Source organism: Paenibacillus cisolokensis (assembly GCF_050481165.1).
Classification (GTDB): domain Bacteria; phylum Bacillota; class Bacilli; order Paenibacillales; family Paenibacillaceae; genus Paenibacillus_AH; species Paenibacillus_AH cisolokensis.
Window position 1 is genome coordinate 1 of the sequence record NZ_JBCNFP010000047.1, and the last position, 17,562, is coordinate 17,562.

The 17,562-nt window shown below is 56.7% G+C and carries 11 protein-coding genes; all 11 read right to left on the reverse strand.

Annotated features, from left to right (window positions below; translation table 11 throughout):
- Positions 1–214: 214 nt before the first annotated feature.
- Positions 215–1,585, reverse strand: a complete 1,371-nt coding sequence (locus ABEV74_RS08600; protein ID WP_430145147.1) for an ABC transporter substrate-binding protein — start codon at positions 1,583–1,585, stop codon at positions 215–217.
- A 463-nt stretch (positions 1,586–2,048) separates the two neighbouring features.
- A complete protein-coding gene (locus ABEV74_RS08605) occupies positions 2,049–3,020 on the reverse strand; it encodes a carbohydrate ABC transporter permease (RefSeq protein ID WP_213529863.1) in 972 nt (323 codons plus the stop codon).
- A 27-nt stretch (positions 3,021–3,047) separates the two neighbouring features.
- Entirely contained in the window at positions 3,048–3,902 is an 855-nt protein-coding gene (locus tag ABEV74_RS08610) for a carbohydrate ABC transporter permease (protein WP_062494355.1), read from the reverse strand.
- An 11-nt stretch (positions 3,903–3,913) separates the two neighbouring features.
- Positions 3,914–6,229: a DUF5696 domain-containing protein gene (locus ABEV74_RS08615; protein ID WP_430145150.1), complete on the reverse strand. Its 2,316-nt coding sequence runs from the start codon at positions 6,227–6,229 to the stop codon at positions 3,914–3,916.
- Positions 6,226–8,328, reverse strand: a complete 2,103-nt coding sequence (locus ABEV74_RS08620; protein WP_430145153.1) for a YIP1 family protein — start codon at positions 8,326–8,328, stop codon at positions 6,226–6,228. The genes ABEV74_RS08615 and ABEV74_RS08620 overlap by 4 nt, the downstream gene beginning before the upstream one ends.
- Positions 8,329–8,353: 25 nt before the next feature.
- Entirely contained in the window at positions 8,354–9,265 is a 912-nt protein-coding gene (locus ABEV74_RS08625; RefSeq protein ID WP_430145156.1) for a carbohydrate ABC transporter permease, read from the reverse strand.
- A 3-nt stretch (positions 9,266–9,268) separates the two neighbouring features.
- A complete protein-coding gene (locus ABEV74_RS08630; protein ID WP_430145159.1) occupies positions 9,269–10,261 on the reverse strand; it encodes a carbohydrate ABC transporter permease in 993 nt (330 codons plus the stop codon).
- A complete protein-coding gene (locus tag ABEV74_RS08635) occupies positions 10,251–13,328 on the reverse strand; it encodes an extracellular solute-binding protein (protein WP_430145162.1) in 3,078 nt (1,025 codons plus the stop codon). The genes ABEV74_RS08630 and ABEV74_RS08635 overlap by 11 nt, the downstream gene beginning before the upstream one ends.
- A gap of 29 nt (positions 13,329–13,357) precedes the next feature.
- A complete protein-coding gene (locus tag ABEV74_RS08640) occupies positions 13,358–14,479 on the reverse strand; it encodes an ABC transporter ATP-binding protein (protein WP_062494363.1) in 1,122 nt (373 codons plus the stop codon).
- Positions 14,480–14,694: 215 nt separating this feature from the next.
- On the reverse strand, positions 14,695–16,044 hold the full coding sequence (locus tag ABEV74_RS08645) for a sensor histidine kinase (protein ID WP_430145166.1): 1,350 nt from the start codon (positions 16,042–16,044) through the stop codon (positions 14,695–14,697).
- Entirely contained in the window at positions 16,041–16,757 is a 717-nt protein-coding gene (locus ABEV74_RS08650; RefSeq protein ID WP_235593196.1) for a response regulator transcription factor, read from the reverse strand. Before ABEV74_RS08650 ends, ABEV74_RS08645 begins: the two co-directional genes overlap by 4 nt.
- Positions 16,758–17,562: the final 805 nt, after the last annotated feature.

Genomic DNA, 17,562 nt, shown 5'->3' on the forward strand with positions numbered 1-17,562 from the left:
ACCATAGTTTGGCGACCTCCCTCGCCAGCCGCAAGTCCATTATACCGCACGTCCCCTATTTTCATCATCTGATGGTGCCGCGTCAGCGGCATGGGGGTCTAATTCGGAATAAAAGGAAAAGGCCCGCCGTTCGGGACGTCCGACCTTTTCCATTCTGCTGCGGCTTCCTATCAGCTTCCGCTTCCTATCAACTGCCGATTCCTGTCAACCGCCGCTACTTCTGCTGAGCCATCGCTTCCTTGATTTTCAACTGGGATTCTTCTTCCGCCTTGCGCAAAAACTCCGAAATGTTCATATCGGATTGGGTAAATTGCTGCATATCGAGATTGACGTAACGGTCCCAATAGCTCAATCTGGCCGGAGGTTCCGCTAGCGGATATTTCGTAAAGGCGCCGATGTTTTTCCCCTCGAACCGGATCAGCTCCGCGCCGAACTGCTGCTTGATCGCCATATCCGACAGCACGGTCGGCGTTCCCGCCCGCGCGAGCTTCGTCTGATACTCCGGCGAGACGCTTTCGATGACGAACTGCAGGGCGGCTTCCTTATGCTCGCTGAAGCTGTTGATCGCCCAGGGATGAATGCCGACCGGAATGGTGGACGTTTGGGGCAAATCCGGCCAGGACGGCAGCGGGGCAATGTCCATCTGTTTCTGGTATTCCACGGCTTCCTCATCGGATCCGCCGCCGAACCATGTCAAAAAGCCGTGCCAGTTGACGCTCATCGCGACCGTTTTTTCCGCGAATCCCGTCGCCTCCGGATCGATCATCCCCGGAATTTCATAATATTTTTTCATCAGCTCCATATACTGCGTAAATTTCGGCTCTTTCGTCAGCAGCACATCCCCGCTCTCCGGGTCCGTTTTCGTTACCGACAGTTGCAGGAGCGGAGCGTCCACTCCGAACTCCAGGCCGCGATACTTGACGCCGTCCCGTTCGGCCGTCATCTGCTTGGCCAGATCGAGCACTTCGTCCCACGTCATCTCATCCCTAGGATATTCCACCCCGAATTTATCGAATATTTCCTTATTATAATGGAGTCCGATATAGCCCATTTCCTGCGGCATTCCGACAAGCCGGCCCTGCGCGTCGCGCGCCCGGATTTCGGCAACCGCCGCCGGATCGAGCGTGCCGAGATCGAAGCCGTAAGCCTCTAGCATCTCGTCCAGCGGATACACCATCTCCAAATCTTCCAACGGCTTCTGTCCGGTGAACGCGAGCAGCACGTCCGGCACGACATCGGCCGCGTACAATTCCTGCATTTTTTCCACGGTGCCGTCCCAGTCGATATGTTCCAGCGTAATATGGGGCAGCTTTTCCTGAATATGGTTGCCGATCCGCGACATGAAGTAATCGATCCCCCACGGCGTCGCCACTTTCAGCGTAACCGGCTCGTTCGAAAACCGCTTCAGATCGGCCTTCTGTTCTTCCGTATCTCCCGTCTGTTCCGAGTTGTCGTTCGTGTTTGCGGTCGGGGTGTCCGACGAACCGGGCGCCTGTTCCGTGCCTGACGAGCAAGCCGCGACAAGCAGAGCGAAGATTGTAACCGTCAGCATGATGAGCGTTAAATGTTTAGTTCGCTTTCTCATGGAATGACTCCTCCTTTGAAAATGGTTTACGTTTTCTTCCGATCAAACTCTAAAGCCTGAACCGAAGATTCCTGCAAAAGTACATCTTTTTTGCGCTGATTATAACCAAAACGGAGAAATTCCTGCGATAATGCAGGATTTTTTTGAAAATAACACCTAAACCAGCATAAATTTCCATAAAAACTGTATTTTTGCAGGCATTTTGATTTTCGCGCTTTTTGGAGCGAAAAAAAATGCACTTTTGCAGTTTTGGGCCACCTCCGCATACGCAGAGGCCGGCCCTTCTCCGCATGCGCCGCCTTCTGTCCCGACCGCCGCGCACGGCTCTCCTCCGCAGGCACCGCTTTCCGCCGCGCTTGCTGCGTCCGCTTTTCCCTGCGACTGCCGGTTTCTTGCTTTCCCTAACCGCAATAATTCCCCCGTTATCTCTCCCGGCCTCACCCCTCTCGCAGCGCCGCTCGTGCTATTCCACCAAGCCGGTCCGCTCCACGCTTTCCACGAAATACCGCTGCGTGAAGAGATAGATGAGCAGCGGAGGAAGAATGGTCAGAAAACTGGCCGCCATCTTGATCGGTTCGGCTACATACTCGGGATAGCCGCCCGATTCGATAAACGTGTTCAACATCGTGTCCATCCGCGTCAGTTGCGTCGCCAGCGGCACGTCGGCCGCGCTCGCGAGAAACATGCGGGGCAAATAGGTGTCGTTCCATGTCCAGACCAGCGAGAACAGGAAGACGACCAGAATGGCCGGCTTCGACAACGGCAGCATCACCTTGACATAGAACCGGATGGCGGAAGCGCCGTCCAGCCTGGCCGCCTCCTCCAGCTCCTTCGGCTGCGTCATGAAAAACTGCCGGAAAATAAAGACGAAGAGTGAGCCTTTCACGCCGAAGCCGAACATGGCCGGCAAAATCAGGGTGAACAGGCTGCCGTCCAGCCCGAGCGTCCGGAACAGCAGAATCGTCGGCAGAACGATAACCTGCTGCGGGATTATAAAGGCGAGCAGCAGCAGGAAGAAGGCCAGCTTCTTGAACGGGACGTCGAGCCGCGCCAGCGCGTAGCCGGCGAGGCCGCATGTCACGCAATGCAAAGCCGCCGCCGTCAACGAAACGCCGACGCTGATCGAGAGCGATTTGGCGTATTGCAGTATATCCCATGCCGACGAGAGATGGCCGAAATAAAGCGACGACGGGATCCACGTCACGGTCGGATCGATCAGATCTTTGGCATCCATCAGCATTCTCGTCATCATTTTAAGAATCGGGTTCAAGTAGATATAAGAGGTCGAAATCAGTATGAGATACAGCAGCAATTTGAAAATAAAACCTTTATCCACTTCCCGGCCCAGAACGAAGTAGCGCAAGCGCCGAAGGGTCGGCTTGAACACCGGCCTGCTTCTGGCCGCTTTCGGCACGTCCCATTTGACAACGCTCATGCTTTCACCCCCCTGCGAAAATGAACTTTACCGAAACCGGAACAGCTTGCTGTAGACGAGCATGACAACGCCGAGAAACACGAGCACAATGAAGAAATAAATCCAGGCAAGCGCGCTGCTGTAGCCGTAATTTCCGGTGCCGATCAACGACATGATCGGGTTGGACGGAAACGTAAACATATCGACGACGGTATAAAAAACATTGAGCAGCATGAAGGGAGACATGGCCGGCAGCGTAATTTTCCAAAATACTTCCCAGGGCGTGGCGCCATCGATTCTGGCCGATTCGTACACCGAACCGGGAATCGTCTGGCGGCCGGCCAAAAAGACGATAATTTGCACGCCCGAATACCAGAGCACGAGCACGAAATGCTCCAGCACGGCCAGCACCGGCTTGCCCCAGGGGCTTCCCCCGACATACGCGTCCAGAAAGCCGCCGACCATTTCGCTCCGCATAAAGCCGAGGCCGCCTTCCTCCTGATTCATAAATTCCTGCAGTACGGCCCCCGTCGAGAAAATGACCGGGAGAAAGAAGATCGCGCGGAAGACGATCCGGCCCTTCAGCTTCTGGTTGAGGAAGATCGCGATCAGCAGCGAGAAGATGACGATGACCGGCACCATGAGCACAACTTGCTGGAAAAAAGGAATGAGCTGGTCGTAAAGCTCGGCGCTCCCCATCAAAATCGTTTTGTAAAACTCGATGCCTGCCGGCTCGTACTTCATTCCGGTCGGGAGCACTCTGACGTTGTGAAAACTCATATAGAGCGAGAAGACGAGCGGAAACGCCATGAATATGAGAAAGCCCGTCAGCCAGGGGAGCATGAACAGGAGCCCTTCGAGCCGGCTGTATGCTTTGGTTGACAACACCCGTTTTTTAGCCACGCGATCACCTCCTACTTGACGACGACAAAGTCTCTTGGCTGTACCGTCCATCCGTCTCCCGCATACGGCCGCTCGTTATAGTTGACGACGATTCGTTTGCCGTTTCCGTACGCCGTTTCGAAGACGCCGTCCGCCAATGCGCGATGGCCGGTTATCCATTGCTGCTGCACGTCCCCGAGCGCCTCGTCGTACCGCTGATATTGCGCAGCCATCTCCTGCAGCCAGTCTTTGTAGTAGGTGCTGAAAAACTGCCCGAGCGAGCGCGTCTCCAGCAACTGCTGCGATTTCGCATAGGTCACGACGAAGGACGGAACGGCCCCGTATTCGATCCCCTTCAGAAAGGCCGTCTCGTAATCGTCGCTGTCGTTTCCGTATTCGGACGAGTAGGTGACGAGCCCGTGCAGCGCGATCTGGAGGAACGGAACTTGCCGGTCGACGAACAGATCGCCCGAACCGTCGACAGGCAGTCCGTGAATATGGTCGACGTATTTCCACGTATAGATGTTTCCGTCCTCGACCTGAACATGTCCGAGCGCATCTTTCGTCATCCCGAACATGCGCTGCTGGATTTGCACCGCCTCTTCCCGCGTCGCGGCGTATTTGTCGTTATAGTCCGTATTCAGCAAAGAGCCGATGCCTTGACCGAATACGAGACCGTCAACATGGAGCGCCCGCATCTTGTCCAAATCTTTTTCGATCACCTTGGAAGCAAATCGCGGGCTTACGAGCGTTTTATCCGTGCCCCTTCGGCGGTAGCTGATGACCGAGGCGCCGTTGTCGCGCAGACCGTCCCGATTGCGCCTGAACCCGTCGCCTCCCGTATTGTTGAAGGCGTAGTTCGATCCGTCGAGATACAGCCGGTATCCCTTGGCATGCACGAAATCGGCGAACTGCCTCATCCCTTCGTTGCCACCGAGCTTGCCCGGCAGCGGGAAGCTGCCGCCGTACGAACTGTATCCTTTTCGCTGCCAGCCCAAATAGGTGACTGACATCCGCTCGACGCCGACCGCGTTCAGCTCCTGCACGATTTCCTGCGCCTGGGCGGTCGTCGTCAGCGGCAAATAGGAGTCCCACAGAAAGCCCCGTTCGGCGTCGGCCCCGAGCACATGCAGTTGCAAGGCCAACTTGTCATCGCCGGCCGGCAGCCGCTTCATGCCGACTTCGTCGATCAGATATTGCCGGAAGCGGGCCGCCATCCGCACATAGCCGTCATCCCCGCCGGCGATCAAATAATAGCGGACGGAACGGTCCGTCGCCGTCAGCTCTTTCGTAAAGGTTACATAACCTTCCGTTTTCTTGGTATTCGTATATTGGTAATCCATAAATCGGTACTGCTGCTCGGCCGTCGCCCAATTGTACGGGCTGAACGTGCCGGAAGGCGCCGCCACCACGTTCGCGTACTCCGCGCCCTCATGAATGACGGCGAGAAGCGATTTCTCGCCCGCCTTGATCCCGAAGACCGGCGCGCGAACCGATCGGCGGATGGAAAATTTCGCGTTGGCGCTGTACGCCCAATCCGCCCCGTAAACCCGCTCGTTGTAATAATGGTTCGTGCCGGCGCGATCCCGCTTGAAGTCCACGATCGCCCCCGGGCCGTCGGGCAGCAGCAGATACCCGTCCGTCTGCTCCGAGGTATGCGCGCCGAGGAACGGATAAAGCCGGACGGATACGAGCCGGGCTTCGTTGTCCTTCTTCGTCTTCCGTTCCTCCTCGGTAAAGATTCGCGCGTCCTTCAGCCCGTCTTTCAAAATTTTCGTTTCCACATAGTCTTCGCCAAGGCGCACTTCCACCGGGATGACAAAGCCGAGCTCCGGGAACTCGTACCGCACCTGAAAGCCTTGCCCGGTCGCCGCGAAGCCGGTAACGAGCCCTTTTCCTTCCTTCAGATTGGATTCCTTCGCCAAATCCCGGCGGACGTTGAACTCGACGTAGCTGATCATGACCGGCGATTCCAGATTCGAGAGCCATTTCCCCTGATTCTGTCCGTCCCGGCTTCCCGCCTCCTCCGGATACGACTTCCAGACATCCCCCGACCGCTTGTCCGTCACGATGAAATGGCCGGTTGCCGGGTTAGCCTGCAGCGTCAAATATCGGCTCTCCGCGACGGGGACAAATTCGCCTTTGTCCGGGACCGGAGCGGCCGGTACGCCGCTTCCCGCCGCTTCCTGCCGCACGGCCGGCTGCGCCGCCGTCTGCGCAGCCGGCTGCGGCGCAGCCGGCGGCTGCCGGTTCGCGGCCAGCGCGGCGAAGACCGCCAGCGCCGCCAGCGTCGCGGCGCACACTGCGGCCAACGCCAGCCAACGCTTCGGGACCGATATCCGTTTCACTTCGTCACCTCCTGATAAATCGTATAGCCGAAGCTGACAAGCTCCGAAGCGAGACCGAATACGGTGAAGATCAGCACCCACATGACGATCATCGCCAGCAGCGTCAGCGCGATGTTGACGACCGTCTCCCCGACGCTGTAATTTTGCAGCGACTGGATCATCCAGAAGAACAGCGCACCGCACCACAGCATGGCGCCCCATTCGAAAAACTGGTAAATCGAAGCTTCGCTCAGTGTGAGCACATTGGAGACAAGCGCGAGCGGAAGCGACAGCAGGACGAACGGAAACAGCGCGTAAGAGCTCCCGACAAACACGTCTTTAAAGCGGGCTTCCCCTTGCTGGATCGAGCCGATCAAGTAATGGCACACGACCCACGACAGCCACGACACGAGAAAACCGGACATGATGAAGCCGCCGTTCAGTTCGGATGCCGGTCTCGGATTGAACGAAAAGCCGGTATAATACGTTTTGACGAGCAGCACGAGCACAGCGGAGCCGAGCAGCAGGAACGCGCTTACATATCCGCCGCTGTTCTTGAAGCGCAAATCGCTGAAGCCGTCGAGCGGATGCTTCAAAATGTAGAAGGCATGCCGCAGCTGCCGAATCCATGTCTGACGCGGCCGCTTCCGCCGCGGCCGGGACGGAGCGCCGAAACGGAAATTCCGTTTCAGTCTGAGCGCGACGGCAAGCGCGACCGAGGCGATGAGCAGGCTGTTCGCAATGAGCGAAAAATGGCGCTGAAACCACTGCAGCCGCAGCTGCCAGAAGCTGTCCGAATATCCCGCCGCATCCCCGGCCAGCTTGTAATACGCGATCGCTTTGGCGTAATCCCCTTCGTTAAAGGCCGCTTGCGCGAGCCCGTGATAAGCCGGCGAGAAAAGCGCGTTCAGCTTGATGACTTCCTCCCAATAAGGCACGCTTTCCTTGTAGTTGCCGCTTTGTGTCAGCATGAACGCTTGCCGGATGGCGGCCCCGAACGCCGTCGGCTTCAGCTTCTGCACCACGTTCAAGGCATCGTCCAAAATAAACAGCTCGCCATGCGAATTCGTATCCACGGCGACCGGGCTTTGGGTCAAGCCCAGAACGGCGGTGGAGGAGGCCGGGTTTTTCCAAAAAAACTGCAGCTTTCCGCTGGCATCGTATTGCGACACCATGTTCAAATTTTTATCGATGACCGTCATGTTTCCGCCCGCATCGACCGCCAGGTCGGTCAGTTGCACGTCCTTCTCCCGCTCCTCCGGCGTCAGCGCGACCTTCTCGCCGAAGCTGAGTTCCTTCCATACGTTCTCGCTGCGGATATTCAGCTTTTTCACTTGTTCCTTGGATGAGCCGGATACCGTATAAATGTAGCCCTGCCCGTCTATTTCGATATTCCGGATAATCGGCGGCAGCAGCCTGACCTGCCGGCTCAGCTGCTCCTTCGTATACAGCAGCCGCCGGATGCGGTCCATCAGCTTGACCTCCGTCGCATTCGCCCCGAAAAATCCGAAGAACGCTCCGTCCGGCTCGAACTGGACGACGCCCTGGTAGCTTCCTTTGGACACGACAAAGACGAAGCCGTTGCTGTCGACCACCATATTGGTCGGTTCGTAAATGAACGATTCGTGGATCAGCTCCGATTGCGGACGCACATATTCGCGCACCAGCCGCAGCTCCCGGTCCAGCCGGACGACGCGCTTGTTGCCGGTATCGGCGATATAGATGTCCCCGTCGTCCGTCACGAACACCCCCTGCGGACTTTTCAGCGGGCTTTCCGGCACCCGGATTTCCCGCACGAACCGCTCGCGGTCGTCGAATTCGACCACCCGGTTGTTGTCCGTATCGGCGATGTAAATATGATCGTTCGCATCGATAAAGAGGTCCTGCGGCCGTTTGAGCGGAGAATGAACCGTTCCGCCTTCGCCGTCGTCCACATAAATGTCGTCACCGATTACGCCGGCCGGACTGTAGGCGGGCCGTGTCGGAATCTCCCGGCCGTTGCCGTTCTCGAAATAGGTTCGATAAGGCGCTTCGGCATGCGCCTTCATCGATATGAAGGCCAAGGAAAGGAGGCAAACGAGTCCGATCCTTGCCGTCCGTCTAACCAGATGCAGTACCATGGTCCAACCTCCGTTGCCCGCCGGCTTACTTGATTCCCGAATGCGCCATCGTGGCGATGACTTTCCGCTGGGACAGCAGAAAGATGATCAGTTGGGGCAAAAACATGATGAGCGCTCCGGCGGCCGCCGCTCCTTGTCTGGCAACCGCGTTCGCCAGATTGGAGGTCAGCGTGCCCATATAGAACGGAAGCGTCTTCATCGCGTCCTCCTGCATAAACAGCGTGGACGTCTCCGCATTGCCCCAGGCGTTCTGAAACGCCAAAATTGTAATCGTCGCGATCGCGGGCGTAACCATCGGCACGACGATCCGCAGAAAAATGCCGAACTCGGTCGTGCCGTCGATTTTGGCCGCCTCGATCATCTCGTTCGGCACCTGATCGATAAATTGCTTGATCAGGAAGACGCCGACCGGCATCGCGATCATCGGCAGCACATGCCCCCAATACGTGTTCATGATGCCGAGACTTTGCACGACAACGTATCGGGGAATCGCGATCGTCTCCGGCGCGAACAGCAGGGACGTAATGATCGACCCCATCACAAGCTTCGCGCCGGGGAACGGATGCTTCGACAGCGCGTAGGCGCACAAAGCGCCGGTTGCCACCATCCCCGCCGTGGCCAGAAACGTGACGACGATGCTGTTGAACAGGTAGCGCGTCGCCGGGACGACCGTATCCTGCGTCAGCGCCAGCAGCTCGATAAAATTTTGGAATGTCGGATCCTGCACGATAAAGGTCGGCGGAAACAGAAACAGCTCGTGCAGCGGTTTGAAGGCATGGTTGAACACGTACACGATCGGCAGCAGCATGAAGACGGAGAGAAGCGCCAGAAACAATACGATAGCCTGCTGCGTGCGGTCGAACCGCCTGACGGCCAGCATCCACTCTTTCCGCTTCCCGTACAGGCGCTGCTGGATCCGATTGTCGAGCCCGCGCATCTATTATCCCTCCTTCGGAGCGAACAGGTAACCGAAAAACCGGCTCAGAGCGTAGCAGACGACGAGCAGAACGACCGAGATGGCGCTCGCATAGCCAAGCTCGTAACGGATGAATCCGTAATCCTCGATATGGTTGATCATCAGTTGGCCGGCATAATTCGGCGTCGGATTGCTGCCCGACAGCTGCGTGCCGATCGCGCCCGCCTTGAGCGTGTAGACGATCGACATGATGGCGGCAAACATCATCTGCGGCTTCATCAACGGAATCGTAATGTACCAGATTTCCTGCAGCCTGCTCGAAATGCCGTCGATCCGTCCGGCTTCGTACATCTGCTTGTCCACGTTCAGAATGCCCGCGAGAATAGCCAGAAACCCGATGCCCATGCTAGACCAGATCGAGACGATAATCATGATCGTCATCAGAAATTCGCTGGACTGGGTAAAGAGCACCGGCTTTTCGATAAGCCCCCATTTCAGCAGGAAGCTGTTCAAATAACCGGTCCGGTCGCCGGTAAACATGACCTGCCAGACGACCGTCATTGCAATGCCCGCCGTCAAGGACGGCGCATAGATGGCCAGCGCGAACCATGTCCGCAGCAGTCCCGGCAGCTGGGCGATCAGCCATGCGAGAAGAAAAGAGGCGATATAGCCGATCGGTCCGACAAACAGGGCGAATTTGAACGAATTGGGCACGACGTGCTGCAGGAAAATGATGTCCTGGGAGAACAGATTCTGATAGTTCATCCAGCCGACCCATGTCGGGAACTGGATGGCGTTGAAGTACGTGAATCCGAGCAGCACGCCGGCGACAATCGGAATGAGAATAAACAACAGGAACATCAGATAGAACGGCGCGATAAACAGGTAGGAAAGCCGCCATTTCCATACGTTCCTTGCGGTTTCCTTGATGCTGCGCGTCAATTTGCTCCCGAATCCGAACGCGGCTCCGGGCGTTCTCGTCTTGGGCAAAGGGCGGATTTCCGCCTTACTCGACATCGATATCCGCTCCTTTCCACGGCTCGCGAATTTGCGGCAGGTCAAGCGTCCGCACGACGTTGCCGGCTTTGTCCCGGAAATGGAATTCCTGCTGCTTGCGGACGAGCTCCCGGGTGATCGATTTGACGGCCTTCTCCAGCGCCACGCGCGGCGACTCCAGCGCCTGGCTTTCCGGCACGACCGCACGGTTCCAGGCATTCGCCAGCTCACGCGTCGTCATATAGCCCCCTGGCACGTTCGGAATATCCTTGATCCATTTCCACTGTTCGAGAATGACCGCCAGGTCGTCCGCCCGCCAGGGCATATTGGCGAAAGCCCGGACGTTCGCCGTATTCCAGCGGAACGATTCGCCGCGAAGCTGCTCCATATTCAAGCCGTAGTCGGTTTGCGTCTCCTCCGACAAATACCACTGCAGAAACTTCCAGGCCATTTCACGCCTGTTCTCCGGCGTATCGCTGAACAGCATCGCGCTCGTCGGATTGCTGCCCGCCGCCCAGCGCACGATCGAGCCGTCCGGCTGGCGCGTACCCGGGACCGGCGCGATCCCCCACTCGTTCAAAATGTCCGGAGCGGCGACCATCAGCTGCATGTACATGTTGAAATCGGAGATGCCGATCGGCATCGTGCCGGCCCTGAACTGGTTGTAGAAGCTTTGAACCTGCCGTTCGAGTCCGTGGATGTTGAACAAATCCGTCCATTTCTTGAACGCGTCGAACGCTTCCGGCCGGTTCAGCCCGGTGGACATGCCGTCCGGCGAATACAAGTCGACGCCGTTCTGGTAGAACATGAACGAGAAATCGTCCGGCGGAACGTAAAAATAATACTGATGCTTGAGCAGCGTCGGAATCATCCGGTAGACGTCGTCCCAGGTGTCCGGCACGCCAAGGTTCAGCCTGCCGAGAATATCTTTGCGGTAAAACAGCACTTTGAAGCTGGTCGTTTCCGGTATGCCGTAGTAACCTCCATCGTAATAGAACGGAAGCATCGCCCCCGGATGATAGCCTTCGATCAGCTCCTTGCCGCCGGGCAGCGACCCGATGTCCAGCGCCGCTCCCCGCAGCGCCATCTCGAACGGCATGTTGCCCGGAACGCCAAGCGCAACGTCCGGCAATATGCCCGAAGCTTTCGCCAAAATGAGCAGGTCGGGGGACTGGACGAGATTGACCTTGACCTTTACCCCGTATTCCGGCGTAAATTGCTCGTCCGCCAGCATTTGCAGCTCATCGACATAGTCTCTGCCCATCATCATCCAGACGTTCAGGACGTCGCTGTCCTGCGTGCCGATCCGGTTCTGCTTGTCGAACGAATGGAACAAGGTCGCGGCAACCGCCTTCGTCTTCTCGAAAAAATTCGCCTCCATCCGCGGGAACGGCGCCTGAACGGGCGCGACATACAGCTTGTCGATCTGCAGCGGACTGTCCATCAACACTCTGTATTGATCCTGCAGCTGCTCCAGCATCGTGCCAAGCGTCAGATGGCTTGTCGGAATTTTCTCGGGCTGCTCGATGAGCTCCTCGATATCTTTCGCCGCAGAACGATACGTCTGGGCCACAACGTCGATCTCCCGATTGATCTCCCGGAGCGCTTCCACCTGCCGGTCCAGCCGCTCCTTGATGCCGCCGAGCCGCTCCGTCACACCGGGAATGTCCTTCTCGACATCCCATACGCGGAACCGGTCGTCCTGACGGTTGCCCGTAGCCGAACGAATCTGGTCGATCACCGTCTTCAGCGCTTCAACCATCGGCTCGACATTGGCGATGACCGGCATATACGGCTCGTAACCGGCCTCCATGGTGAGCGAATGCTTTCCTTTCGTCAAATAGAAGGCCAGCGGCTCGCCGCTCTCGTCCGCGACCGTTTCCCCCCGCCAGCCGGGAGCGTAGCGAATCGGATACGATTGCAGCTCCCGAAACGGAATTTTTCCGTCGATGTATATCGTTCTGAATACGGACAAGTTTTTGCGAGAATTCTGGTTGACGCGCATGCCGAGCTTGTACAGCCCGTCCTCCGGCACCTCGAACTCCCAGGTCACCGCATGCCCGCCCTTGTACCAGCCCCAGCCTCCGAGCACGTTGTAGGCTCTGTACTTGAACGACTTCGGCGTCGTGAAGGCGTCGCGGTCGTACTGCGTCTGAACGGAGGTCGAATTTTTCTTCTCGAACTGCTCCGCCTCGAGGACGATCGTGTCTCCGCTCCGCTCCGTCGCTTCCGGGTATGACGCTTTCGCTTCCGCGTAGCCGGGAATGTCCGCCGGCGGCCGGATCGTGAACGACTTGATCGCCAGCGGCTGCTGGGATAGGCGAAGCCGGATCGTATTCACGCCCTTCTGCAAATGCCACCGCAGCGGAAGCGCATAAGCGCCGTCCGAGTCGCGGAACGGCTTCCGCTTCCAGCCGCGGATTTCTTCAATGGCCGATTGCAGCTGATGGCCGTTGGCGTCATATCTCGGCGGCCCGTTCCGGAACTCCCGCTCGAACGACATGGAGCGCGCTTCCCGGAACGGATAGACGCCGTTAATTTGCGCCGACAGGATGGACGCGCGGCGGTTTCTCCGGCTATCGTCCGCGATCGGCGCGTATTCGGCTTCGATTTCGTACAGCCCTTCCTCATCGATGGCGATTTCATACTCGACCCAGCCTTTGGCATTAGACCAAAGCAGCACGCCGTCCTCGCCTTCATATGAACCGACGGAAATATCGGAATCTTCGGATTTTTCCGAAATATGTGCGGCCGAAATGACATACTGCCGCGTCCCGTACGGTATTCGCTCGTCTGCCATCCGCTGGCGTACTTCCTCGTAATACGGCTCCTTCAGCCCGGAAGAAGCGCTTACAAACCGGTCGGCGGACAAGCTGTTCGTATTCTTGGACTCGACATGCGCGGACTCAGCATTTTTGGACTCGACATGTTCGGACTCAGCATTTTTGGACTCGGCATGCTCGGACCCGGCATGCACGGTACGGCCCGTATCCGGCTTAACCGGCGCTAAAGCGGTGACGAGCAGCGCCGCCGACAAGATGACGGTCCACAACCGGAATCCGAAACGTTTTCGATTTGCCCCTGCCATCCCCTGTTCCTCCTTCGCCGGCAACATCTTCAATCGGCAAGCAGCTTTTCCGTTTCTTTATGGAAAAACAACGCCTTGTTCATATCGACGGCAAATTCGGCGCGTTCTCCCTCGCCGAAGTGATAACGCGGATGGGCGCGCACGACGATCGGCTTCGGCGTTCCGATGTTCATATGGTAGTAGCGGTCGGAACCGACAAATTCGTTGATCTGCAGCACGCCGCTCAGCTTTTCATGATCCGGCGCCGTAAACGCGGCATCCTCGAAGCTGATATTTTCGGGACGGATGCCCATGACGACCGACCGGCCCGCCCCCTGGTTGACGCTGCGCAGCTGATGCGCCTGTCGCTGCGGAATCCGGAGCGCGAACCGGTTCGTATGAAATTCAAGTCCGTTCTCGCCCTCCTGCAGCCTGCCGGCGATAACATTCATCGGCGGGTTGCCGATAAAATTCGCGACGAACAGGTTGGCCGGCTTGTTGTACACGTTCTCCGGCGTATCGACCTGTTGAATGACGCCCTTCTCCATTACGACGATCCGGTCGCCCATCGTCATCGCTTCCACCTGGTCGTGCGTCACATAAATGATCGTCACGCCGATCTTTTTATGCAGGTTGATCAGCTCGGTCCGCATCTGGACGCGAAGCTTCGCGTCCAGATTCGATAGCGGCTCGTCCATCAGAAATGCCTGCGGCGTACGGACGATCGCCCTTCCCAGCGCAACGCGCTGCCGCTGGCCGCCGGACAATTCCTTCGGCTTGCGGTCCAGAAAGTTCTCGATTTCGAGCACGCGGGCCGCCCGCTTGACCGAAAGCTCGATTTCATGCTTCGGCATTTTGCGCAGCCGCAGGCCGAAGGCGATATTTTCGAACACCGACATATTCGGATAAAGCGCGTAATTTTGAAACACCATCGAGATATCCCGATCTTTGGGCGGAACATCGTTCACTTTCGTATCGCCAATATAAATTTCGCCTTCGGAAATCTCCTCGAGACCGGCCAGCATGCGGAGCGTCGTCGACTTCCCGCAGCCGGACGAGCCGACAAAGACGAGAAACTCCCGGTCTTCCACTTCCAGGTTGAAATCGTTGACGGCGTACTCCTTGAACTTGCCGTATCGCTTGTATACGTGGTTAAATAAGATTTTGGCCAAAGGTAGCGCCCCCTTAGCAAGCGTGATGAAACATGCAGAGTTATCGGTATCTCTCAAGCGGCGCGGAACATCCCGCTATCATTTATAGTAGCAGCGTTGCTGTCAACGTAGTGTAAAGCTTTGCCGACGGCGCAAGTTCGACCGGGAGAAAATCGCCAGCGGCCGGACTGCGGCCATCCGGCCCATTCGCAGTCCTCGCTTGCCGCGTGCCGCGGTCAGTCCGCAGCTTCGATGCAGAAATAAAACTTCGAACCTTTGCCCAGTACGCTCTCGGCGCCGATCATTCCCCCATGCGCCTCGACGAGCGCTTTGGCGATGCTCAGGCCGACGCCTATTCCCCCTGAGGCGTTATGCCTCGAACGTGATTTGTCCACCCGATAGAAACGGTTGAAAATCAGCGTCAGCTCCGTCTCCGATATGCCGATGCCGTTGTCCTGGCAGTATACGACAATTTCATTGCGGGCGGGATACAGCCCCACTTCGACCGCTCCGCCGGACGGCGTATATTTGATCGCGTTGGACAGCAAATTCGAAATCACTTGAATGATGCGATCCGGATCGACTTCGGCGTAACAAGGCACATGCGGCTTCTGAAACGTAAGACGGATCGATTTGCCTTTGCTCATAAATACGAATCCTTCGTATACGTCCCGGACGAGCTGCGACATGTCCACCCGCTGGATGTTCAGCTGGAAACGGGCCCCTTCCGCATCCGACAGCTTTTCCAGATCGTCCACAAGCCGGCACAGCCGTTCGATTTCCGTATGAATCTTGTGCATATTCTCTTCCGTCGACGGCAAGATGCCGTCCAGTATCGCTTCCAGGCGGGAAAGCAGCGACGTCAGCGGCGTCCGGAGCTCATGCGCCAAATCTTGCATCATCTGCTGCCGCCACCCTTCCTGACGGTCGAATTCCCGGATCAGGACGTTGATCGTATGGGCAAGCTGCCTGATTTCGTTCGTTCCGGCCATCGGCATCTCGGTATTCCGATAGCCGGACGCAATGCGCTCGGCCGCCTTGCCGGTCCGCACAATCGGGCGAGACAGCCTGCGGGCGAGAACCAAGCTTGCGATAAGGGCGAAAACGAGCAGCCCGGCGAACAAGGTGAGGTGATGGCGGGACGATTCCATACCCGCGCCGGGGTAATAGGAGGAGTCGCGCTTGCCCAGATCGACGTACGTGATAATATATCCGACCGTACTGCCATCGACAACGATCGGAACATCGAACTCGTACGGCTTGGCCGAACGCGGGCGCTGCTCGGCGGAATCGTACATCACGGTAGTGCCGTCGGCCGCATAATAGCGATAGGCAAACGTGTAAACCGACGACAAGTCTTTAAGCATTTGAAGCTGGTCTTCCGGCAGCGGCCCGGACTTCAGCTGGGTCTGAACGGCGTAGGCGAGCTTGTAGCTCTGATCTTTGTAATATTGCTTCTTATATTCGAGCAGCTCGATATCCCGCGCTATGGAACCGCCGATATACATCACCGAAAGCAGCAGGACGGACATGGATGCGAAGGCGGCAAAGAGCGCCGTTCGCGTCCCGGATAACCAACGCATCATGATAGCTGGGCTTCAGGCTGAACATCGAATTTGTACCCGGCGCCGATCTTGGTCACGATATACTTCGGCTCTTTCGGGTCGGGTTCGATTTTGCTCCGTAAATTGCGGATATGCATATCCATCGTCCGTCCGACGTCAATATTTCGATAGCCGTGAATTTCGTACGTCAAGTCCTGCCTGCTGTAAATTTTCCCCGGCGTTTTTGTCAACACGCTGAGCAGCTTGAATTCCGTATGCGTCAACTCCACCCGTCTTCCATCCACATAAACTTCATTCGTCGTATAATTGATGACAAATCGTCCCTGATTGAACCGTTTGGTCACAACCGCATTCGATTTGTCGTTTGTAAACATGTCCATCCGCCGCTTTAAAGCGTAAATGCGGGCAATGACCTCCTTCACGCGAAACGGTTTCGTTATGTAGTCGTCTGCTCCCAGGTTGAGACCGTTAATCGTATCAGATTCTTTCACTTTGGAGGTGATCATGATGATCGGCACGGTCGAGAACTGTCTGATTTTGCAGCAGACGTCCTCGCCGGGCATCCCGTCGATCATCAAATCGAGCACGACGAGATCCATTTTAAAGTTCTGGATCAATTGCAGCGCATATTTCCCGTTGTCAGTTTCCCTTACATTCCATCCTTCATTAAGAAAGTACGATTTTAATACATCCCGGATGCTTTCTTCGTCTTCGATCAGCAAAATATCCATCATACGGACCTCCTTAATGTTGTCGTCATGCCAATCTGAATAGAATAGAATGGGGTAGAAACGCAGGAAGGAACAAAACGATTTAAGAGAAATGTTATCCATCCATCCAATCGGTGTAAATATGCACCGCTATATGTAAGCGCATTCATTATAACAGGTATAATGTCAATATAGTGTAAAGATTTGACTGATTCCAATTATAAAAGACTGCCGGGAATCATTCCCGGCAGTCTTGTAGGCTTATGGCTCGGTATGCCGCCACTGCGCTGCGACTGCGCCCCTGCAGGGCGCTACCCGCTCGCGCGGCCACACACGCGCGGCTCTTTGCGCACCATGCAGGGCTCTAGTCGCCCGCGGCGCCACGGACGCGGGCCATTGCGCACCTGCATGCAGGGCGCTACCGCCTCGGGCCAACCTGTTCCCGCGTCCGTGAACGTCAAACAGCCCCCACCTAGCGGCGGGAGCAGACTTCGACGATGCTGTTGTCAGCTTTTCTTCATTCTTTATTCGACCGAAATCGAATTCGATCAAGGCATGAACGGTTCGAGCGCTTCGGCATCCAGCGGAGGGGATGAGCCCAGGTTCGTCCGCGCAGACAGAACGTTATTCTTAGACAGCACGATGTTTCTCGAACGGAACGTAACTCTCGGGCAGAACGTTGTTTATCAGACAGAAACGTTCTTTCTCAGACAACACGTTGTTTCTCATACTGAACGTTACCCACAGGCAGTACATTACTCTATAGACAGTACGTTACTCTACAGACAATACATTACTCTTCAGACAGACGTTACTCTAGCTATGATGA